The following is a 19,978-nucleotide window of genomic DNA, read 5'->3' on the forward strand; positions in this document are numbered from 1 at the left end:
TCCTGTGTTGAATCTGTATCGTGCATGTCTGCCGAGCGCATGCTTTCTCCAGCTTTCGAGGCAATCAGGAGACATGGCAATGAACGGCTTGAGCGATGTACGGCTGCAACTGTTGGCGGAAGAATTGCGCGCAGGGCAGTGGCCCAAGGTTTCCAGTGCCCCTGTGGGCTTGGGTCGCCTGGGGCTGATGGTGCATCGCTGGCGCTCGCGCAGGGTGCTGCGCGAGTTGAGCGATCACCAGTTGCTGGATATCGGCATCAGCCGCCAGCAGGCTCGGGAGGAAGGGTGCAAGCCATTCTGGCGAGCGTGATCAGAGCAGCTCCTTGAGTCGGTACCAGAGCATCCCCAGCGCCAGCAGCGGCGAGCGCAGGTGCTTGCCGCCAGGGAAGGTCGCGTGCGGTACCTTGGCGAACAGGTCGAAGCGCCCCGCCTGCTGGCCGCTGATGGCCTCGCCCAGCAGGCGTCCGGCCAGGTGCGTGGCGTTCAGGCCGTGGCCGGAGTAGGCCTGGGCGTAATAGACGTTGGCATGGCTGGCCAGGCGCCCGACCTGCGGCAGGCGATTGGCACCGATGCCGATCATGCCGCCCCACTGGTAGTCGATGCGCACGCCGGCCAGCTGCGGGAACACCTTGAGCATCTTCGGGCCCATGTAGGCGCCGATGTCCTTCGGGTCGCGTCCGGAGTAGTGGCAGGCGCCGCCGAAGAGCAGGCGGTGGTCGGCGGACAGGCGGAAGTAATCCAGCGCCACGCGCTGGTCGCACACGGCCATGTTCTGTGGCAGCAACTGGCGGGCACGTGCTTCGCCCAGGGGTTCGGTGGCGATGATGTAGCTGCCGGCGGGCAGCACCTTGCCGCCCAGTTCGCGGTTGAGGTCGTTGTGGTAGGCGTTGGTGCACAGCACCAGCGTACTGGCGCGCACGCGGCCCCGCGCCGTGTGCACCTGGACTTGCGGGCCGTAGTCGATGCGGGTTACTGCCGAACCCTCGTGCAGCTTCACGCCCAGGCGCTCGGCGGCGGCCGCTTCGCCCAGGGCCAGGTTGAGTGGATGCAGGTGGCCCGAGCCCATGTCGACCAGGCCGCCGACGAAGCTGTCGGATCCGACCACGCTGCGGATCTCGGACGCGGGCACCACGCGGACCTCGTGGCGGTAGCCCAGGCTGCGCAGCTCTTCGGCATTTTCAGCGAAGCCGTCCAGCTCGGCGGGCTTGTATGCCAGGTCGCAGTAACCCCAGGTCAGGTCGCAGGCGATGGCGTGGCGCTCGATACGCTGACGTGCGATCTCCACGGCCTCCAGGCCCATCAGCTTGAGGCTGCGCACGCCATCCTCGCCGAGCACTGGCAGGAACTGCTCGACATCGTGGCCAACGCCGCGGATCAACTGCCCGCCATTGCGACCGCTGGCGCCCCAGCCGATCTTGCGGGCTTCGAGCAGGATCACCGAGAAGCCGCGCTCGGCCAGCTCGATGGCGGTATTCAGGCCCGAGTAACCGCCGCCGACGATGCACACATCGGCGCTGTGCTCGCCTTCGAGGCTGGGGTAGTCCGGTTGCGGCGCGCTGCTGGCGGCATAGTAGGAGGCGGCGTGCTGCGCGCTGTGGATCATCTGGGAAGGCCCTGGAGTCGGTGCGAAGGGGGCGAGGATAAGCTGGGGTTTCGCGGTTGGGCAACCGGGCGAGGGCTTGCTCGGCGAATGGCCCTATAATCCTCACAAACCTCGACGACACACCGCCCATGCCCTGCAACCACAAGATCCAGTTCCTGCGCGAACTCATCCCGTCCTTCGAATGCGAGCCCGGCTGCCACGACTGCTGTGGCCCGGTTACCACATCCAGTGAAGAGATGGCTCGCCTGCCACGCAAGACCCAGGCCGAGCAGGATGCCGCGCTGGAGCGCTTGGACTGTGTGCACCTCGGCCCGCAAGGCTGCACCGTCTATGAAGAGCGCCCGCTGATCTGCCGCCTGTTCGGTACCACGCCGCGCATGGCCTGCCCCCGTGGTCGTGGTCCGCAGCAGCCGATCGAGCCCGAGGCCGAGCGGCTGATCCATGGCTATATCGCCAGCACCCGCCAGGTGCTGGTCTGACGGTTCAGTCCGGAATTGGCAGGCAGAGGCTCTCTTTGACTTCTTCCATCACGATGTAGCTCTTCGATTCGCGCACATGCGGCAGCTTGAGCAGGATGTCGCCCAGCAGCTTGCGGTACGAGGCCATCTCGGAAATGCGCGCCTTCACCAGGTAGTCGAAGTCTCCCGACACCAGGTGGCACTCCAGCACATGCGGCAGCTTGAGGACGGCGCGGCGGAACTCTTCGAAGGTGTCGCCGGACTTGTAGTCCAGGCTGATCTCGACGAACACCAGCAGACTGCCCTTGAGGTGTTGCGGATTGAGGCGGGCGTTGTAGCCCATGATGATGCCCTCACGTTCCAGGCGGCGGACACGTTCGGTGCAGGGGGTGGTGGACAACCCGACTTTCTCGCCCAGCTCGGTGAAGGAGATACGCCCGTCATTCTGCAGGATGCGCAGGATGTTGCGGTCGATCTTGTCCAGTTCACGTTTGCTTTGGTGTTGGGTTCTCATAGGGGATGCCCCTCCGTGAAAGGCGTTTTTGCCGAGAATTCTCGCCAAATATAGGTTTTTATATAGTGAAAAGCACTGGGCTGAGATTCTTATACTGCGCGCATCCATGCCATTTCAACAAAAGACTGCGGTGTACCGCGTGCGAGGGATAAACGATGCGAGTTCTGGTACTTGGTAGCGGTGTGATCGGAACCGCCAGTGCCTATTACCTGGCCCGGCAAGGTTTCGAAGTGACGGTGGTCGATCGCCAGCCGGCTGCGGCCATGGAAACCAGCTTCGCCAACGCTGGCCAGATCTCGCCCGGCTATGCCTCGCCCTGGGCCGCGCCAGGCGTGCCGCTCAAGGCCATCAAGTGGCTGCTCGAGCGCCACGCACCGCTTGCCATCAAGCTGACCGGTGACGTCGACCAGTACCTGTGGATGGCGCAGATGCTGCGCAACTGCACCGCCAATCGCTATGCGGTGAACAAGGAGCGCATGGTGCGCCTGTCCGAGTACAGCCGCGACTGCCTCGACGAGCTGCGCGCCGAAACCGGCATCGCCTACGAGAGCCGCACCCTGGGCACCACCCAACTGTTCCGCACCCAGGCCCAGGTCGATGCCGCAGCCAAGGATATTGCCGTGCTCGAGCAGTCTGGCGTGCCTTACGAATTGCTCGACCGCGACGGCATCGCCCGCGTGGAGCCTGCGCTGGCGGGCGTGAAGGACATCCTTGCTGGCGCCCTGCGCCTGCCCAACGACCAGACCGGCGACTGCCAGCTGTTCACCACCAAGCTGGCCGACATGGCCATCAAGCTGGGCGTCGAGTTCCGCTTCGGCCAGAACATCCAGCGCCTGGACCATGCCGGTGACCGTATCAATGGCGTGTGGATCGACGGCAAGCTGGAGACAGCCGATCGCTACGTGCTGGCGCTGGGCAGCTATTCGCCGCAACTGCTCAAGCCGCTGGGCATCAAGGCACCGGTGTATCCGCTCAAGGGCTACTCGCTGACCGTGCCGATCACCGATGCCGACATGGCGCCGACGTCGACCATTCTCGACGAAACCTACAAAGTCGCCATCACCCGTTTCGACAACCGTATCCGTGTCGGTGGCATGGCTGAAATCGCCGGTTTTGACTTGTCGCTGAACCCGCGTCGACGCGAAACGCTGGAGATGATCGTCAACGACCTTTATCCTCGCGGCGGCGACCTGAGCCAGGCCAGTTTCTGGACCGGCCTGCGCCCGGCCACTCCGGATGGCACCCCGATCGTCGGTGGCACCGCGTTCCGCAACCTGTTCCTCAATACAGGTCACGGCACCCTGGGCTGGACCATGGCTTGCGGTTCCGGTCGCCTGCTGGCCGACCTGATCGCGCGCAAGAAGCCGCAGATCAGTGCCGAAGGGCTGGATATCTCGCGCTACGGCAACAGCCGCGAGAGTGCTGGCCACGGTAGCCCGGTATCGGCTCACCAGTAATTGCAGCGCTGGCCTCTTCGCGGGAAAGCCCGCTCCCACGGCAGGATGAGGACTTGTGGGAGCGGGCTTGCCCGCGAAAAGGCCAGCACCGTTCCTCCGTCATAAACAGATCCACCAGAAGGCTGCCCTCCATGCGCCCCGCCCGTGCCCTGATCGACCTCCAAGCCCTCCGTCACAACTACCGCCTGGCCCGTGAATTGTCCGGCGCCAAGGCCCTTGCCGTGGTCAAGGCCGATGCCTACGGCCACGGTGCGGTACGTTGCGCCCTGGCGCTGGAGACCGAGGCTGACGGTTTCGCCGTTGCCTGCATCGAAGAGGCCCTGGAGCTGCGTGCCGCAGGGATCAAGGCTCCGGTGCTGCTGCTCGAAGGCTTCTTCGAGGCCAGCGAGCTGGCGCTGATCGCCGAGCACGACCTGTGGTGCGTGGTGCACTCGCTGTGGCAGCTCGAAGCGATCGAGCAGACCGCTGTGCGCAAGCCGCTGAACATCTGGCTCAAGCTCGACAGCGGCATGCACCGCGTGGGCCTGCACCCCAAGGACTACCACGAGGCCTACCAGCGCCTGCTGGCCAGCGGCAAGGTCGCGCGCATCGTGCTGATGACCCACTTCGCCCGTGCCGACGAGCTCGATGCCTCGACCACCGAGCAGCAGGTCGCCGTGTTCCAGGCCGCCCGCCAGGGGCTGGCCGCCGAGTGCAGCCTGCGCAACTCCCCCGGTGTGCTGGGCTGGCCGCAGGTGCCGAGTGATTGGGTGCGTCCGGGCATCATGCTGTACGGGGCCACGCCGTTCGAAGTCGAGCAGGCCGCAGCTGCGCGCCTGCAACCGGTAATGACCCTGCAATCGCGGATCATCAGCGTGCGCGAACTGCCGACCGGTGAGCCAGTCGGCTACGGTGCCAAGTTCACCAGCCCGCGCCCGACCCGGGTTGGCGTGGTCGCGATGGGTTACGCCGATGGCTACCCACGCCACGCGCCCACCGGCACCCCGGTGGTGGTCGCCGGCAAGCGTACTCAACTGATTGGTCGGGTCTCGATGGACATGCTCTGCGTCGACCTCACCGAAGTGCCCGAAGCGGGTATCGGCAGCCCGGTCGAGCTGTGGGGCAAGCAGGTCCTGGCCAGTGACGTGGCGCAACAGGCGGGCACCATTCCCTACCAGATCTTCTGCAACCTGCGGCGCGTGCCATTGGATTATTACGGCGAATGAGGCGCTGAAGCGGACAGGCTGGGGTCTTGCGTGTTGTAAATACTGAACGGCATTGCCATGATATCGTTCACATTTGACCCCATCTCGACCGTTTCTGGAGGCGCAAGCTTTGGACGTCGGCGAACGACTGCAAGCCATCCGCAAGCTCAAGGGCCTGTCCCAGCGCGAACTCGCCAAACGGGCGGGCGTAACCAACAGCACCATCTCGATGATCGAGAAGAACAGCGTGAGCCCGTCGATCAGCTCCCTGCGCAAGGTGCTGAGCGGCATTCCCATGTCGATGGTCGAGTTCTTTTCCGTCGAGCTTGCGCCGGAAAGCCCCACCCAGATCGTCTACAAGGCCCACGAGCTGATCGACATTTCCGACGGCGCGGTGACCATGAAGCTGGTCGGCAAATCGCACCCCAACCGTGCCATCGCCTTTCTCAACGAGGTTTATCCGCCGGGGGCCGACACGGGTGAAGAGATGCTCACACACGATGGCGAAGAGACCGGAATCCTCCTCGAAGGCCGTCTTGAACTGGTGGTCGGCGCCGAAACCTTCATCCTCGAAGCGGGCGACAGCTACTACTTCGAGAGCACCCGTCCGCACCGTTTCCGCAACCCTTTCGACGAACCTGCCCGCCTGATCAGTGCTGCCACGCCTTCGAACTTTTGATCCAGCGCAGCGTATTGTTTCGCCAATACCCCTTTCCTGTGTGGGGTCGTTTCACGCCTTCCGGGTAGCCGCTATACTTTTCAACGCTCGCCAACCGTGGCGGCGGGCGTGATTAGCCACCATGAGGGTGTACGCGTGAACCAAATCAAGAAAATGCTGGCCGTACCAGCAGCCGTATTCGCCCTCTGGGCACTCAATGCAAGCGCTGCGACCAACGACGACATCGCCAAGCGCCTGGAGCCGGTGGGGCAGGTGTGCGTCCAGGGCCAGGAGTGCAAAGGCATGGAAGTGGCCGTATCGGCCGGTGGCGGTGGCGCCAAGACACCCGACGAAATCATCGCCAAGCACTGCAATGCCTGCCATGGCACGGGCCTGCTGAACGCGCCGAAGATCGGCGACACGGCGGCCTGGAAAGAGCGCGCCGATCACCAGGGCGGCCTCGACGGGATTCTGGCCAAGGCCATCACCGGCATCAACGCCATGCCGCCCAAGGGCACCTGCGCCGACTGCTCGGATGAGGAGCTCAAGGGGGCGATCAAGAAGATGTCCGGGCTGTAGACCGGACTGGATTTGCGTAAAGCCCGCCATTGATGGCGGGCTTTTGCATTTATGGGTAGGTGCCGGTCCCGGGAAAAGGTCGGCCCGGTCAGCAAATCAGCTAGGGTAATGATCACAACCTGTAGGAGCGGGCTTGCCCGCGAAAGGGCCGGCCTGTTCAGCAAATCAGCCAGGGCAATGGTCCCAACCTGTAGGAGCGGGCTTGCCCGCGAAAGGGCCGGTCTGGTCAGCAAATCAGCCAGGGTAATGGTCACAGCCTGCAAGCCCCCACAAAGCCACAGGAGCCCCCGATGCCCCATCGCTGCTCGATCGACCAGGCCGTCGACCAGGTCCTGGCCCGCCTCCCGGCCCATATCCACATGGGCCTGCCCCTGGGCCTGGGCAAACCCAATGCCTTCGTCAACGCCCTCTATGCCCGCATCCGCAGCCTGCCCGAGCGGCGCCTGACAATCTACACCGCCCTCAGCCTGGGCAGACCGCCGCTGGGTGACGGCCTGCAGCGGCGCTTCCTCGAACCCTTCGTCGAGCGCGTCTTCGCCGACTACGAAGAGCTCGACTACCTCGCCGACCTGCGCAACGACACCCTCCCGGCCAACATCCGTGTCGAGCAGTTCTTCATGCAGCCCGGTTCGCTGCTGCACAGCGAGACCGCCCAGCAGGACTACGTCAGTAGCAACTACAGCCACGCTGCGCGCGATATCAACGCCAAGGGCTTGAACCTCATCGCCCAGATCGTTGCCGCTACGCCCGAGCGTCCGGATCACCTGAGCCTAGCCTGCAACCCCGACATTACCCTCGACCTGCTGCCAATGATCGCCAAACGCCGTGCCGCAGGCGAAACCATCCTCATGCTCGGCCAGGTGCATGCCGAACTGCCCTACATGCCGGGCGACGCCGAACTGCCTGCACAGGATTTCGACCTGCTGATCGATACCCCCGAGCAGCGTCGACTGTTCTGCACCCCGAACATGCCGGTCACCCTCCAGGACCACTGCATCGGCCTGTACGCCAGCACCCTGGTGCGTGATGGCGGCACCCTGCAGATCGGCATCGGCGCCATGGGCGATGCCGTGGCCGCAGCGCTGCTCGCGCGCCAGGACGACAACGACGCCTACCGCGCGTTGCTCGAAGACCTGGACCTGAACCCCTGGAAAACGCTGATCGAGCGTGAGGGTGGTATGGATGCCTTCGCCCAAGGGCTCTACGGCTGCAGCGAGATGTTCGTCAACGGCCTGCTGGCGCTGGCCGAAGCAGGCGTGGTGCGGCGCCCGGCCGACGAGCAGGGCGTGCTGGTGCATGGCGGGTTCTTTCTCGGCACCGCAGATTTCTACCAGCGCTTGCGGCAGATGCCTCTTGAGCAGCGCAAACGCTTCGCCATGACCGCCATCAGCTTCATTAACGAGCTGTATGGCGACGAAGCACTCAAGCGTCGCCAGCGCCGCGATGCGCGCTTCGTCAACACGGTGTTTGGCATGACCCTGCTCGGTGCCGGGGTGGCCGATCAGCTGGAAGATGGCCGGGTGCTCAGCGGTGTGGGCGGGCAGTACAACTTCGTCGCCCAGGGCCATGCACTGGAGGGCGGGCGCTCGATCCTGCTGCTGCGTAGCTGGCGCGAGGCGGGTGGCGAGGTGACGTCGAATGTGTTCTGGCAGTATGGACATTGCACCATTCCCCGGCACCTGCGTGACATCGTGATCACCGAATACGGCATCGCCGATCTGCGTGGGCAGACCGACAGCGAGGTGATCGCACGGTTGCTGGCAATCAGTGACTCACGTTTTCAGAAACCTTTGATGGAGCAGGCCAAGAAGGCCGGCAAGCTGGCGCGGGACTTCGAGCTATCGGCACGCTTCACCGACAACACGCCCGAGCGCCTGGAAGCGATCAGGGCGCGGTATGCGGGGTTGTTCCCCGAGTACCCGCTGGGCAGCGACTTCACGCCTGAGGAGCAGGACCTGCTGCGGGCGCTGAACTGGCTCAAGAGCAAGTTCAAGCTGAGCGAGGTGCTGGAGCTGGGCAAGGCGGCGCTGGATGCGCCAGAACCTCAGGCCTATACGGCGCATCTGGTGCGGATGGGGCTGAGTGAACCGCAGGGGCTGAAGGAGGAGCTGTACCAGCGGTTGCTGCTGGCGGGGTTGCAGGCTGCAAAATAAACGCTCGGACATGCTGGCCCCTGTGGGAGCGGGTAAACCCGCTCCCACAGAGCTCGCGTAGCGGCCTTATTCGATGAAGGTCACGACCCCACCTTCCAGCGACTTCACCCGAGCCAGCGATTCGACGCGATAGCCTTGGCTGTCCAGCTCGGCGCGACCGCCCTGGAACGATTTCTCGATGACGATCCCCAGGCCCGCCACGGTGGCGCCGGCCTGCTTGATGATCGAAATCAGCGCCTGTGAAGCCTTGCCGTTGGCCAGGAAGTCATCGATCACCAGCACGCGATCACTGCTGTTGAGGTGACGCGGCGAGATGGCCACGGTGTTCTCGGTCTGCTTGGTGAAGGAATACACCGAAGCGGTCAGCAGGTTCTCGGTCAGGGTCAGCGACTGATGCTTGCGGGCGAAGATCACCGGCACGCCCAGCTTCAGGCCGGTCATCACCGCCGGGGCGATGCCCGACGCTTCGATGGTGACGATCTTGGTCACGCCCGAGTCTGCGAACAGGCGGGCGAACTCGTCACCGATCAGTTGCATCAGCGCAGGGTCGATCTGGTGGTTGAGAAACGCGTCGACTTTGAGAACCTGATCGGAAAGCACGATGCCTTCTTCGCGAATCTTCTGCTGCAGTGCTTCCACTGTGTATTCCTCGATGTAGCAAAGGTGGCCGCATCCAGAAGGTCGCGGCAAAGGTTTAAAGAGTAACGGTTGGTCAGCGTTTGAGCATGGCCCGGATGTCGGCCAGCGCGTTATTGCCCCGCGCCGCCTTCACCTCCACAGGCGCATCCTCCAGGCCTTCCCAGGCCAGGTCGTCCGGCGGCAGTTCATCCAGGAACCGGCTGGGCGTGCAGTCGATGATCTCGCCGTACTGCTTGCGCTTGGCGGCGAAGGTGAAGGCCAGAGTCTGACGGGCGCGGGTGATGCCCACATAGGCCAGGCGGCGCTCTTCCTCGATGGTGTCGGCTTCGATGCTCGAGCGGTGGGGGAGGATTTCTTCCTCCATGCCCATGATGAATACGTAGGGGAATTCCAGGCCCTTGGAGGCGTGCAGGGTCATCATCTGCACACCCTCGGCGTTTTCTTCCTCTTCCTGCTGGCGCTCGAGCATGTCGCGCAGCACCAGCTTGCCGATGGCGTCCTCGATGGTCATGTCACCCTCTTCGTCCTTCTCGAGGGTGTTCTTCAGCGCATCGATCAGGAACCAGACGTTGCCGATGCGGAAATCCGCCGCCTTGTCGCTGGCGGTGTTCTGGCGGATCCAGTTCTCGTAGTCGATGTCCTTGACCATCTCGTGCAGCGCAGCGATCGGGTCTTCCAGGGCAACCTTGTGACGCACGCCGTCGAGCCAGTGCTTGAAGCGCTGCAGGCGCTCGGTGTAGCGCGCATCGAGGTGCTCGCCCAAGCCCAGCTCCTCGCTTGCCGCGTACATCGACACGCCGCGCTCGGTGGCGTAGTTGCCGAGCTTTTCGAGCGTGGTCGAGCCGATCTCGCGGCGCGGCACGTTGATCACCCGCAGGTAGGCGTTGTCGTCGTCCGGGTTGACCAGCAGGCGCAGGTAGGCCATGAGGTCCTTGACCTCCTGGCGACCGAAGAAGCTGTTGCCGCCCGACAGGCGATAGGGCACCTGGTGGTGCTGCAGCTTCAGCTCGATCAGCTTGGCCTGGTAGTTGCCGCGGTAGAGGATGGCGAAGTCGCTGTACGGGCGATTGGTGCGCAGGTGCAAGGTGAGGATTTCCATGGCCACGCGCTCGGCCTCGGCTTCCTCGTTCTTGCAGCGGATCACGCGGATTTCGTCGCCCACGCCCATCTCGCTCCACAGCTGCTTCTCGAAGTCGTGGGGGTTGTTGGCGATCAGCACGTTGGCGCAGCGCAGGATGCGGCTGGTGGAGCGGTAGTTCTGCTCGAGCATCACCACTTTCAGGGAGGGATAGTCCTCCTTGAGCAGCATCAGGTTTTCCGGGCGCGCGCCACGCCAGGCGTAGATCGACTGGTCGTCGTCGCCCACCACGGTGAACTGGTTGCGCATGCCGATGAGCATCTTCACCAGCAGGTACTGGCTGGCGTTGGTGTCCTGGTATTCGTCGACCAGCAGGTAGCGCACGCGGTTCTGCCAGCGTTCCAGCACGTCGGTGTGCTCCTGGAACAGCTTGACCGGCAGCAGGATCAGGTCGTCGAAGTCCACCGCGTTGTACGCCTTGAGCGTGCGCTGGTAGTGGGTGTAGACGATGGCGGCGGTCTGCTCGCGCGGGTTGCGCGCTTTCTCCAGGGCTTCGGCGGGCAGGATCAGGTCGTTCTTCCACGAGCCGATCATGTTCTTGATCTCGTCCAGCCCGTCGTCGCCGGAGTATTCCTTCTGCATGATGTCCGACAGCAGCGCCTTGATGTCGGACTCGTCGAAGATCGAGAAGCCCGGCTTGTAGCCCAGGCGCTGGTGTTCCCGGCGGATGATGTTCAGGCCCAGGTTGTGGAAGGTGCACACCGTCAGGCCCCGGCCTTCGCCTGGACGCAGCAGGGTGCCGACCCGCTCCTTCATCTCGCGCGCGGCCTTGTTGGTGAAGGTCATCGCGACGATGTACTGGGCACGGATGCCGCAGTTCTGGATGAGGTGGGCAATCTTGCGCGTGATCACGCTGGTCTTGCCGGAGCCTGCACCGGCGAGCACCAATAGAGGGCCGCCGACGTAGTCTCGGGCTTCCTGTTGCCGGGGGTTGAGTCGGGACATGCTAGAAACCGGGAGTAACCAGAAAATAGCCGCGCATTCTAGCAGGCATGGGTCGGTTATGGCGCGACCGTCTGACAGTGTGATGCAGCGCACCATTCAGATTTGCGGGCGTTGCGACTTTCGCGCAGGATGCACGGCAAAATCCGTCGAGATGCGGGGCAGGGAACGCCACATATAAAAGTGAGAATCATTTCCACTTGTCGGTTAGGATACGGCACATCCTCGGTCACACTGTTCGAGCCCTAAGGAGCCCGCTTGTCCACGCCCGTCGAACCGTTGCGCTTGCTGCTGTTGGCCGATGAGCCGGAATGGGCTGCGTTGCTGCGCGAATGTGTCCAGCCGCTGGCTGGCAGCGCGGTACTGCTGACTGCGCCGAACTGGGAGGCGGTGGACAGCCTGTTCGTTCACGATCGCCAAGCCGTGGTACTGGCCACGCCCGACCTGCAGCCGACACCCGGACGCTGCGACCTGCCGACCATCCTGCTGCTGGAGCACGAGCCCGAGACGCCTCCGGTGGGCGTAAGTGACTGGCTGGTGCGTGGGCAACTGAGCAGTGACGCGCTGCGCCGCTCGTTGCGTCATGTGCGTGAACGCGGTGTGCTGGTCGCCACCTTGCAACGCCTGGCCGAGCAGGACCCGCTCACCGGCATCGCCAATCGCCAGGGCTTCCAGGCACTGCTCAGCGCACGCCTGGCGGAGAACGCAGGCCGCGGCCTGGCCCTCGGTCACCTGGACCTGGACAACTTCCGTCACGTCAACGACGCCCTGGGGCACCAGGGCGGTGATCGCCTGATCCTGCAGGTGGTCAACCGACTCAAGCAGCAGCTGGAGGCCGGTGATCAGTTGGCGCGCCTGGGCAGCGATGAGTTCGCGCTGCTGATCGACACCCGCCGCGACCCCAGCCGCGCCGAGCGCACCGCCGAGCGTATCGTCGAAGCCCTGGCCGAGCCGTACTGGATCGATGGCGAAAGCCTGCTGCTTGGTTGCAGCCTGGGCCTGGCCCATGCCCGTGCGCAAGCGGGCGCCGATCCGTTGATGTGGCATGCGCACATCGCCATGCGCCAGGCCAAGGGCAGCCAAGGCTGCACGTATTACGTGTTCAACGAGCGAATAAACAGCAACGCCCGCAGCCTCGCCGACCTGGAAAGCGAGCTGCGTCGGGCCCTGCGTCGTGACGAGCTGGAGCTGCACTACCAGCCGCGCTTGAACCTCAAGGACGGCACCATCGTCGGCCTCGAGGCACTGGTGCGCTGGCGGCATGCCGAGCGTGGCCTGCTGCCGCCGAGCGAGTTCGTGCCGCTGGCCGAGCAGAGCGGGCTGATCGTACCGCTGGGCTACTGGGTGATCTCCCGCGCCCTGCGTGACATGCAGGCCCTGGGCGAGCACGGCCTGGCGCCGCTGCACATGGCGGTGAACCTGAGCTTCCGCCAGTTCCAGGACAGCCAGCTGTTGGCGACCCTGAGCCGGCTGATCGTCGAACACGGCGTCGATGCGCGTTGGCTGGAGTTCGAGCTGACCGAGACCGCGGTGATGCGCCGCAACGAAGTGGTGCGCCAGACCATGGATGCACTGGGGCGCCTGGGTGTGCGTTTCTCGCTGGATGACTTTGGCACTGGTTTTTCGTCGTTCGTGCACCTGAACAGCCTGCCCATCACCTTGCTCAAGGTCGATCGCAGCTTCGTCGCCGGCATGGAACAGCGCGAAGAAAACCGCAAGCTGGTGCACGCGATGATCAACCTGGCGCACAACCTCAACCTGGAAGTGGTGGCCGAAGGGGTGGAAAGCGATGAGCAACTGGGTCTGCTGCGTGATTTCGGTTGCGACCAGGTGCAAGGGTTCCTGGTGAGCCGGCCGCTGCCGATCGATGAGCTGATCGTCTACCTGTTCCAGGCGGCCAAGCCGCAGTTGGTGAGTGTTTAGCCGGTAGCGGCCCGCGATAGGGCCGCCACTGATTTCAGGCCGAAACCGCCGCCCCCACGGCCGCCTTGCCCAGCAACCGCTTCATCCGCCATTCGAATGCCAGCGTCAGCGCCACCGCCGCACACGCCAGCCCCAGCGCCAAGCCCCACCAGATACCCACCGCACCCCCGCCGAGCGTGAAGGCGAACACCCAGGCGCATGGCGCGCCCACCAGCCAGTAGCACAGCAGACCGATCACGAACGTGGTCTTGGCGTCCTTCAGGCCGCGGATCGAGCCCATGGCGATGGTCTGCGTGCCGTCGAACAGCTCGAACCAGGCGGCCACCATCACCAGCTGCACGGCGAGCGCGAAGATGGCGGCGAACGCCGGATCATTGCGGTCGACCAGCAGCCCCACGAAGGTCTCCGGGAACAGCCAGAACAGCACCGCGAAGGTGAACATCACCACCGCGCCCAGGCCGATCCCGATGCGCCCGGCGCTGCGCGCGGCCAGCAGGTTGCCTGCGCCGTAGTACAGCCCGACTCGCATGGTCACCGCATAGGACAGCCCGGTCGGCACCATGAACGCTGCCGAAATGATCGGCAGGGCGATCTGGTGGGCGGCCAGCTCGGTATCGCCCAGTACACCCATGCACAGGGCGGCGAAGGCGAACAAGCCGACTTCCACGATGTAGGTACCGCCGATCGGCAGGCCCAGCCGCCACAACTCGCGAAGTGCATCGAGCGATGGGTGTGACAGGCCCTTGCGCAGCGGATAGGCGTCGTATGCACGGTGCCAGTGGATGTATAGAGCCAGGGCGATGGCCATGCCCAGCGACACCACGGCCGTGACCAGGCCGATGCCCATGAGGCCCAGCTTGGGCAGGCCGAACATGCCTTCGATCAACGCGTGGTTGAACAGGTAGTTGAGTACCGTGCCCACCAGGCTGATGACCATCACCGGGGTCGAATGGCCCAGTGCGCTGGTGAAGCCGCGCAGGGCCATGAAGGTCAGGTAGCCGGGCAGCGCCAGGGGTAGCAGGGTAAGGAACTGCATGGCCATGTCGACGTTGTCGGGACGCTGGCCGAACAGCAGCAGCAAAGGTTTGAGGTTCCACAACACCAGGGCCGCGCCCAGCGCCAGGCCCCAGGCCAACCACAGGCCGTTCTGCGCCAGGCGCGTGGCACCGGCGATGTCACCTGCGCCTTTGCGGAAGGCCACCAGGGTGCCGACCGCGGCGATCACGCCCAGGCAGAAGATCGACACGAACGAATAGCTCGCCGCGCCCAGGCCGCCCCCTGCCAGCGCCTGTGGACTGATGCGCGCCATCATCAGGGTGTCGGTGAGCACCATCAGCATGTGCGCCAATTGCGAGGCGACCAGGGGGCCGGCCAGGCGCAGCAGAGCCTTGAGTTCGGTGGTGGGCGCGACATGCATGGGGGGAAGTCCTTGGGTGTGGGTCCTACACAAAGAGCTCACGATTCTGAGGCTTCGGTCAACATTGCACAAAAAGATAAAAGCGATCATTGGCATGAGTTGAACTCATGGATGTATGCTTCTGCCGAATTGCCTCATGCGCCCGTATGACAGGTGCCCCATGTCTCGTCAGCTACCACCGTTGTATGCCCTGCGCGCATTTGAAGCCGCCGCGCGGCTGAGCTCCTTCACCCGCGCCGGTGAGGAGCTGTCCATCACCCAGAGCGCGGTCAGCCGCCACATCCGCACGCTTGAAGATCACTTCGGCTGCCGCCTGTTCGTGCGCAACGGTCGTAATCTGCAGCCCACCGAGGCGGCGCGGATGCTGTTGCCCGGTGTGCGCGACGGGTTCTCGTCACTGGAGCGGGCCTGCAATACCTTGCGCGGCGAAGACGACATCCTGCGCATGAAAGCCCCCTCGACCTTGACCATGCGCTGGCTGCTGGCGCGCCTGAGCCGCTTTCGCCACCTGCAGCCGGGCAACGAGGTGCAACTGACGAGCGCCTGGATGGACGTCGACCATGTGGATTTCAATCAAGAGCCTTTCGATTGCGCCGTGCTGCTCAGCGACGGCAACTTTCCGGTGGACTGGGAGGTGCGCCGGCTGTTCGCCGAGCTGCTGATCCCGGTTGGCGCTCCGGACCTGCAGGCCGAAGCGCCGTGGGATGCGCGCAGGCTGGCCAGTGTCGAACTGTTGCACCCGACGCCCGATCGTCGCGACTGGCGCAGTTGGCTGGCGCGCATGGGCCTGAGCGAAACGGTGTCGCTCAAGGGCGGGCAGGTGTTCGATACCCTGGAGCTGGGCATGATCGCAGCTGCTCGGGGTTATGGGGTGTCGATGGGTGACCTGCTGATGGTCGCCGAAGACGTCGCCCAGGGGCGACTGAGTCTGCCATGGCCGACGGCGGTGGCCAGCGGCCTGGACTATTACCTCGTATGGCCGCGCACCCGCCCGGGCGGCGAGCGGTTGCGGCGTTTGAGTGCCTTCTTGCAGGAGGAGGCGGCGGCGATGGACTTGCCTGAGGTGGAGATCCTGGGAGCGTCTTGAGCGGGCCGATCAGGACGTATTCGTTGCAAGATTTTTCATGAAATCCGCCCGCGAACCTTGAGCAAGTCGAAGTGGAAGTGAACAATGTTCGCTTTCGTATTCTCGCCGAGATCGCCCCATGATTCCCCGTTCCCGTCCGCTCGCGTGGTTGCCGGCCTTGTTGCTCGGTCCGGTGCTGGCGCTGTGCAGCACCCTGGCGCAGGCCGAAGCCCCCGCCGAGGCCATCAAGGCGTTGCACCTGCTGGACTATATCGGTGCCGACTACCCGCCGACCGTAGAGGGCGGCAAGGTGGTGGATGAGGGTGAATACCGCGAACAGCAGGAGTTCAGCGGGGTGCTGGCCGAGCTGGTCAATGGCTTGCCGGCCAACCCCGAACGCGACGCTCTCGAGCAGGGTGTGCAGGCGCTGCGCCAGGCCATCGAGCAACGCCATGACGGCAGCGCCGTGGCGCACCAGGCTCGGCAGTTGGGCGCGCGGCTGGCGGTGGCCTATGAGGTCAGCCAGGCGCCGGTGATCACGCCGGATCCGGCACGCGGTGCTGCGTTGTACGCGCAGAACTGCTCGATCTGCCACGGTGACACCGGTGCCGGTGACGGCCCTGCGGGTGTCGGCCTGGAGCCTGCGCCGGCCAACCTGCGCGACGCCCAGCGCCTTGACCAGCTGAGCCTGTTCGACTTGTACAACACCCTCGGCCTGGGTATCGAGGGCACCGAGATGCCGTCGTTCGCCGACCAGCTCGACGAACGCCAGCGCTGGGATGTGGCGGCCTACATTGCCAGCTTCACCGCCGACCCGCAGGCGGCCAAGGGTGACAAAACCTGGAACATCGCCGACCTGGCCCGCCAGACTCCGGCCGAAGTCGCCGCCAACGAAGGCGCCGACGCCGTTGCCGCATTCCGTGCCCAGCGCGCCCAGCCACCGCAGGTCAAGCGTGGCCCGGCACAGTTGCTCGAATACACCTCCAGCACCCTGGACAAGAGCCTGGCGGCCTACCGCGAGGGCGATCACGACCAGGCCTACGACCTGTCGGTGGCCGCATATCTCGAAGGCTTCGAGCTGGTGGAGAGCTCGCTCGACAACATCGACGCGCAGGTGCGCAAGGATACCGAGAAGTCGTTGATGGCCTACCGGCAGTCGCTGCAGGATGGCCTGCCCGCCGAGCAGGCTGCGCAGCGCCTGGCCGAGGCCAAGGTCAAGCTGGAGCAGGCGGCGAAACTGCTGGGCAGCGATGGTCTGAGTTGGTCGCTGAGCTACATCTCCGGGCTGCTGATCCTGCTGCGCGAGGGCCTGGAGGCGATCCTGGTGCTGGCCGCGATCCTCGCCTTCCTGCGCAATACCGGGCAGCAGTCGGCGGTACGCAGCGTCAACATTGGCTGGGGCCTGGCATTGGTGGCAGGTTTCGCCACCTGGGCCCTGGCGGCCTATGTGATCGATGTCGGCGGCGCCCAGCGCGAGTTGCTCGAGGGCTGCACGGCGCTGTTCGCTGCGGTCATGGTGCTGTGGCTGGGGGTGTGGATGCATGACCGGCGCCACGCCGCAGCCTGGCAGGACTACATCAAGAGCAGCCTGCTCAGTGGTGGCGGGCGCTTCGGCTTTGCCATGCTGGCGTTTTTCTCGGTGTACCGCGAGCTGTTCGAGGTGATCCTGTTCTACGAAACCCTGTGGCTGCAGGCCGGGCCTGCCGGGCACCAGGCGGTGCTGGCCGGTGGCGCTACCGCGCTGGTGTTGCTGGTGGGATTGGCCTGGGTGATTCTGCGTGGATCGGCGAAGCTGCCACTGTCGCTGTTCTTCAGCATCAACGCTGCGTTGTTGTGCGCGCTGTCGGTGGTGTTCGCCGGGCACGGCGTCAAGGCGCTGCAGGAGGCTGGGGTACTGGGCACGCGACCGGTGCCGTTCTTCGAGTTCGATTGGCTGGGGATTCATGCCGACGCTTATTCGTTGAGTGCGCAGGCGGTGGCATTGCTGGCTATCGTGGTGCTTTACGGACGCTCGCGCATTGCCGAAAAACGCAGGGCTGCAGCGAACTGAGGCCGGGGCTGGCACACTATTGCTTTTCGAATCACGGAAACATCGTCATGCGCATATGGATCGACGCCGACGCCTGCCCCAAGGCGGCCAAGGACCTGATCGTCAAATTCGCCCTCAAGCGCAAGCTGGAAGTGGTAATGGTGGCCGGCCAGGCCGTGGCCAAACCGGCCTTCGCGATCGTGCGGCTGATCGTGGTGCCCAGCGGCATGGATGCCGCCGACGACTACCTGGTGGAGCATACAGAGCCCGGCGAGCTGGTGATCTGCAGCGACGTACCGCTGGCCGATCGTCTGATCAAGAAGGGTGTGGCGGCGCTGGACCCGCGTGGTCGCGAGTTCGACGAGCGCAACATGGGCGATCGACTGGCGGTGCGCAACCTGTTCACCGAGTTGCGTGAACAGGGGCAGGTCGGCGGCGGGCAGGCGCCCTATGGCGAGCGGGAGAAGCAGGCGTTTGCCAATTCGCTGGATCGAATCCTCACGCGGTTGACGCGTTGACCTTTTCGCGGCGGTTCGGCGCTCCGACTTGCCCGCGAAAAGGCCCGCCCTGATGCGCTTCAGTCCTTCTCGTGAGTCAGCTCCAGCACCCGGTCCACCAGTTTGTAGATCCCGCCCGCCGCTTCGCTGATCGACTTGGCCAGCATGTAGGCCGGGGTGGTCACCAGCTTGCGCTGGGTGTCTTCGACGATGTCATGCACATCGCATTCTTCATGGGTGCCGCCCATCTTCACCACGGCTGCGCTGGTGTCGGCATCGTTGCCGATGGTGCAGACCACGCCTGGGCCGTAGATCTTCGCGGCCAACGCCGGCGAGATGCAGATCAGGCCGACCGGCTTGCACGCCGCGGCGAAGGCCTCGGCCAGTGCCAGTACCTCGGGGTTCACGCTGCAACTGGTCCCTTCGACGGCGAAATTGGACAGGTTCTTCGCAGCGCCAAAGCCGCCAGGGACGATCAGCGCGTCGAAGTCCTCGGCCTTGGCTTCGCGAATATCCTTCACTTCACCGCGGGCGATGCGCGCCGACTCCACCAGTACATTGCGCGACTCGGGCATTTCCTCGCCGGTCAGGTGGTTGATCACGTGCATCTGCGCGATGTTCGGCGCGAAACACTGCACCTGGGCGCCGCGCTGGTCGAGGCGCAGCAGGGTGATCACGCTTTCGTGGATTTCGGCGCCGTCATACACGCCACAGCCGGAAAGAATCACCGCTACCTTTTTCGTCATGCTCATTACTCCAGTGTCGAGGCGCTAAATGTCCTCTAGTTTGGCAGATGTGGCCATAAGGGTTGTGCCCGACGCGGCCTAATCTCTGTGGATAACGCTTGGGATCGTCACCATGGACCTGATTCTGCTGGCCGTGCCGTTCTTCTTCGTGCTGATTGCTGTGGAGCTGGTCACCGACCGGCTGCGCGGGCAGCGCAACTATCGCCTGGCCGATTCGATCAACAGCCTGAGCACCGGGGCGCTGTCGACCAGCACGGGGCTGCTGACCAAGGGCGTCGGGCTTGTAAGCTACGCGCTGGCCTGGGAGCACCTGGCCCTGCTGCGCCTGCCGGACGGTGCGCTCTGGGTCTGGTTGCTGGCGTTCGTGCTCTACGACTTCTGCTACTACTGGCTGCACCGCCTCGGCCATGAACGCAACGTGTTGTGGGCGGCGCATTCGGTGCATCACCAGAGCGAGGAGTACAACCTCACCACCGCCCTGCGCCAGACCAGCAGCGGCTTTCTCTTCTCGTGGATCTTCTATCTGCCGCTGGCCCTGATCGGCGTGCCGCCGCTGGTATTCGTCACCGTGGCATCGTTGAACCTGCTGTACCAGTTCTGGGTGCATACCCGGCACGTGCCCAAGCTGGGCTGGCTCGAATGGGTACTGATCACGCCGTCCAACCATCGCGTCCACCATGCGCAGAATCCTTTGTACTTGGATCGCAACTACGGCGGCGTGTTCATTCTCTGGGACCGCCTGTTCGGCACTTTCCAGGAGGAGGACCCGCGCGAGCCCGTGGTGTTCGGCGTGACCACACCGCTGGCGAGCTGGAATCCGCTGTGGGCCAACCTGCAGTTCTATGCCCAGCTCTGGCGCGATGCGCGGCGCACTCGCAGTCTGTGGGACAAGCTGCGGATCTGGTTCATGCCCACCGGATGGCGACCGGCGGATGTGGAGGCGGGTTATCCACAGGCCAAGGTTGATCTGGCGCA

General features: G+C 64.4%; 17 protein-coding genes and 1 pseudogene. 12 read left to right on the top strand and 6 right to left on the bottom strand.

What is annotated here, in order from left to right:
- Positions 1-79: 79 nt before the first annotated feature.
- Positions 80-310 carry a DUF1127 domain-containing protein gene (locus AB688_RS02720; RefSeq protein WP_063542038.1) on the top strand — a complete coding sequence of 77 codons (231 nt, stop codon included), beginning with the start codon at positions 80-82 and terminating at the stop codon, positions 308-310.
- Here AB688_RS02720 and AB688_RS02725 read toward each other — a convergent pair whose 3' ends face one another.
- Complete coding sequence (locus tag AB688_RS02725; protein WP_054894111.1) at positions 311-1,603, bottom strand: NAD(P)/FAD-dependent oxidoreductase; 1,293 nt, start codon at positions 1,601-1,603, stop codon at positions 311-313.
- A 128-nt stretch (positions 1,604-1,731) separates the two neighbouring features.
- On the opposite strand from AB688_RS02725, the gene AB688_RS02730 reads away from it, so the two are divergent.
- Positions 1,732-2,082, top strand: a complete 351-nt coding sequence (locus tag AB688_RS02730; RefSeq protein WP_054894110.1) for a YkgJ family cysteine cluster protein — start codon at positions 1,732-1,734, stop codon at positions 2,080-2,082.
- 4 nt (positions 2,083-2,086) lie between these two features.
- Here AB688_RS02730 and dadR read toward each other — a convergent pair whose 3' ends face one another.
- A complete protein-coding gene (gene dadR / locus AB688_RS02735) occupies positions 2,087-2,575 on the bottom strand; it encodes a transcriptional regulator DadR (protein WP_003258963.1) in 489 nt (162 codons plus the stop codon).
- Between the two features lie 155 nt (positions 2,576-2,730).
- Here dadR and dadA point away from each other — a divergent pair, with 155 nt between their 5' ends.
- From dadA to AB688_RS02760, 5 genes are all read left to right on the top strand, one after another.
- Positions 2,731-4,032, top strand: coding sequence for a D-amino acid dehydrogenase (dadA, locus tag AB688_RS02740; RefSeq protein WP_054894109.1), 1,302 nt, complete (start codon positions 2,731-2,733; stop codon positions 4,030-4,032).
- 131 nt (positions 4,033-4,163) lie between these two features.
- Positions 4,164-5,237, top strand: coding sequence for an alanine racemase (gene alr, locus AB688_RS02745; protein ID WP_054894108.1), 1,074 nt, complete (start codon positions 4,164-4,166; stop codon positions 5,235-5,237).
- A 109-nt stretch (positions 5,238-5,346) separates the two neighbouring features.
- The gene (locus AB688_RS02750; protein ID WP_054894107.1) at positions 5,347-5,895 is read left to right on the top strand and encodes a cupin domain-containing protein; all 549 of its coding nucleotides are present in this window, start codon (positions 5,347-5,349) and stop codon (positions 5,893-5,895) included.
- A gap of 153 nt (positions 5,896-6,048) precedes the next feature.
- Positions 6,049-6,453 (top strand): c-type cytochrome, encoded by a 405-nt coding sequence (locus AB688_RS02755; RefSeq protein WP_054894126.1) that lies wholly within the window; start codon positions 6,049-6,051, stop codon positions 6,451-6,453.
- A 290-nt stretch (positions 6,454-6,743) separates the two neighbouring features.
- Positions 6,744-8,606 (top strand): acetyl-CoA hydrolase/transferase C-terminal domain-containing protein, encoded by a 1,863-nt coding sequence (locus AB688_RS02760; RefSeq protein ID WP_063542039.1) that lies wholly within the window; start codon positions 6,744-6,746, stop codon positions 8,604-8,606.
- 66 nt (positions 8,607-8,672) lie between these two features.
- On the opposite strand, the gene AB688_RS02765 is transcribed toward AB688_RS02760, so the two are convergent.
- Both AB688_RS02765 and rep read right to left on the bottom strand, forming a co-directional pair.
- The gene (locus AB688_RS02765) at positions 8,673-9,245 is read right to left on the bottom strand and encodes a xanthine phosphoribosyltransferase (RefSeq protein WP_011536381.1); all 573 of its coding nucleotides are present in this window, start codon (positions 9,243-9,245) and stop codon (positions 8,673-8,675) included.
- Positions 9,246-9,318: 73 nt separating this feature from the next.
- Positions 9,319-11,328, bottom strand: coding sequence for a DNA helicase Rep (rep, locus tag AB688_RS02770; RefSeq protein ID WP_054894105.1), 2,010 nt, complete (start codon positions 11,326-11,328; stop codon positions 9,319-9,321).
- A gap of 255 nt (positions 11,329-11,583) precedes the next feature.
- Between rep and AB688_RS02775 the strand changes: the two genes are divergently transcribed.
- Complete coding sequence (locus tag AB688_RS02775; protein ID WP_063542041.1) at positions 11,584-13,248, top strand: putative bifunctional diguanylate cyclase/phosphodiesterase; 1,665 nt, start codon at positions 11,584-11,586, stop codon at positions 13,246-13,248.
- A gap of 34 nt (positions 13,249-13,282) precedes the next feature.
- Here the strand turns inward: AB688_RS02775 and AB688_RS02780 are convergent, their stop codons facing one another.
- Positions 13,283-14,665 carry a NorM family multidrug efflux MATE transporter gene (locus AB688_RS02780; protein ID WP_054894103.1) on the bottom strand — a complete coding sequence of 461 codons (1,383 nt, stop codon included), beginning with the start codon at positions 14,663-14,665 and terminating at the stop codon, positions 13,283-13,285.
- A gap of 160 nt (positions 14,666-14,825) precedes the next feature.
- Here AB688_RS02780 and AB688_RS02785 point away from each other — a divergent pair, with 160 nt between their 5' ends.
- From AB688_RS02785 to AB688_RS02795, 3 genes are all read left to right on the top strand, one after another.
- Complete coding sequence (locus tag AB688_RS02785; protein WP_054894102.1) at positions 14,826-15,752, top strand: LysR substrate-binding domain-containing protein; 927 nt, start codon at positions 14,826-14,828, stop codon at positions 15,750-15,752.
- 118 nt (positions 15,753-15,870) lie between these two features.
- Positions 15,871-17,781, top strand: a complete 1,911-nt coding sequence (locus tag AB688_RS02790; protein WP_063542042.1) for a cytochrome c/FTR1 family iron permease — start codon at positions 15,871-15,873, stop codon at positions 17,779-17,781.
- A 47-nt stretch (positions 17,782-17,828) separates the two neighbouring features.
- On the top strand, positions 17,829-18,278 hold the full coding sequence (locus AB688_RS02795; RefSeq protein ID WP_063542043.1) for a YaiI/YqxD family protein: 450 nt from the start codon (positions 17,829-17,831) through the stop codon (positions 18,276-18,278).
- A gap of 59 nt (positions 18,279-18,337) precedes the next feature.
- Here the strand turns inward: AB688_RS02795 and elbB are convergent, their stop codons facing one another.
- Positions 18,338-19,003: an isoprenoid biosynthesis glyoxalase ElbB gene (gene elbB / locus AB688_RS02800; protein WP_054894099.1), complete on the bottom strand. Its 666-nt coding sequence runs from the start codon at positions 19,001-19,003 to the stop codon at positions 18,338-18,340.
- Positions 19,004-19,115: 112 nt separating this feature from the next.
- Here elbB and AB688_RS27110 point away from each other — a divergent pair.
- A pseudogene (locus AB688_RS27110) lies at positions 19,116-19,694 on the top strand (sterol desaturase family protein); the annotation flags it as partial.
- Between the last annotated feature and the right edge of the window lie 284 nt (positions 19,695-19,978).

The sequence above is a fragment of the Pseudomonas putida genome (assembly GCF_001636055.1).
Lineage (GTDB): Bacteria > Pseudomonadota > Gammaproteobacteria > Pseudomonadales > Pseudomonadaceae > Aquipseudomonas > Aquipseudomonas machongensis.

Coding starts and splice junctions, on each gene's coding strand:
- rep (WP_054894105.1), bottom strand. CDS start 11,328: ATGTCCCGACTCAACCCCCGGCAACAGGAAGCCCGAGACTACGTCGGC.
- AB688_RS02785 (WP_054894102.1), top strand. CDS start 14,826: ATGTCTCGTCAGCTACCACCGTTGTATGCCCTGCGCGCATTTGAAGCC.
- AB688_RS02790 (WP_063542042.1), top strand. CDS start 15,871: ATGATTCCCCGTTCCCGTCCGCTCGCGTGGTTGCCGGCCTTGTTGCTC.
- elbB (WP_054894099.1), bottom strand. CDS start 19,003: ATGACGAAAAAGGTAGCGGTGATTCTTTCCGGCTGTGGCGTGTATGAC.
- AB688_RS02720 (WP_063542038.1), top strand. CDS start 80: ATGAACGGCTTGAGCGATGTACGGCTGCAACTGTTGGCGGAAGAATTG.
- AB688_RS02780 (WP_054894103.1), bottom strand. CDS start 14,665: ATGCATGTCGCGCCCACCACCGAACTCAAGGCTCTGCTGCGCCTGGCC.
- AB688_RS02760 (WP_063542039.1), top strand. CDS start 6,744: ATGCCCCATCGCTGCTCGATCGACCAGGCCGTCGACCAGGTCCTGGCC.
- AB688_RS02755 (WP_054894126.1), top strand. CDS start 6,049: ATGCTGGCCGTACCAGCAGCCGTATTCGCCCTCTGGGCACTCAATGCA.
- AB688_RS02725 (WP_054894111.1), bottom strand. CDS start 1,603: ATGATCCACAGCGCGCAGCACGCCGCCTCCTACTATGCCGCCAGCAGC.
- dadR (WP_003258963.1), bottom strand. CDS start 2,575: ATGAGAACCCAACACCAAAGCAAACGTGAACTGGACAAGATCGACCGC.
- AB688_RS02795 (WP_063542043.1), top strand. CDS start 17,829: ATGCGCATATGGATCGACGCCGACGCCTGCCCCAAGGCGGCCAAGGAC.
- AB688_RS02730 (WP_054894110.1), top strand. CDS start 1,732: ATGCCCTGCAACCACAAGATCCAGTTCCTGCGCGAACTCATCCCGTCC.
- dadA (WP_054894109.1), top strand. CDS start 2,731: ATGCGAGTTCTGGTACTTGGTAGCGGTGTGATCGGAACCGCCAGTGCC.
- alr (WP_054894108.1), top strand. CDS start 4,164: ATGCGCCCCGCCCGTGCCCTGATCGACCTCCAAGCCCTCCGTCACAAC.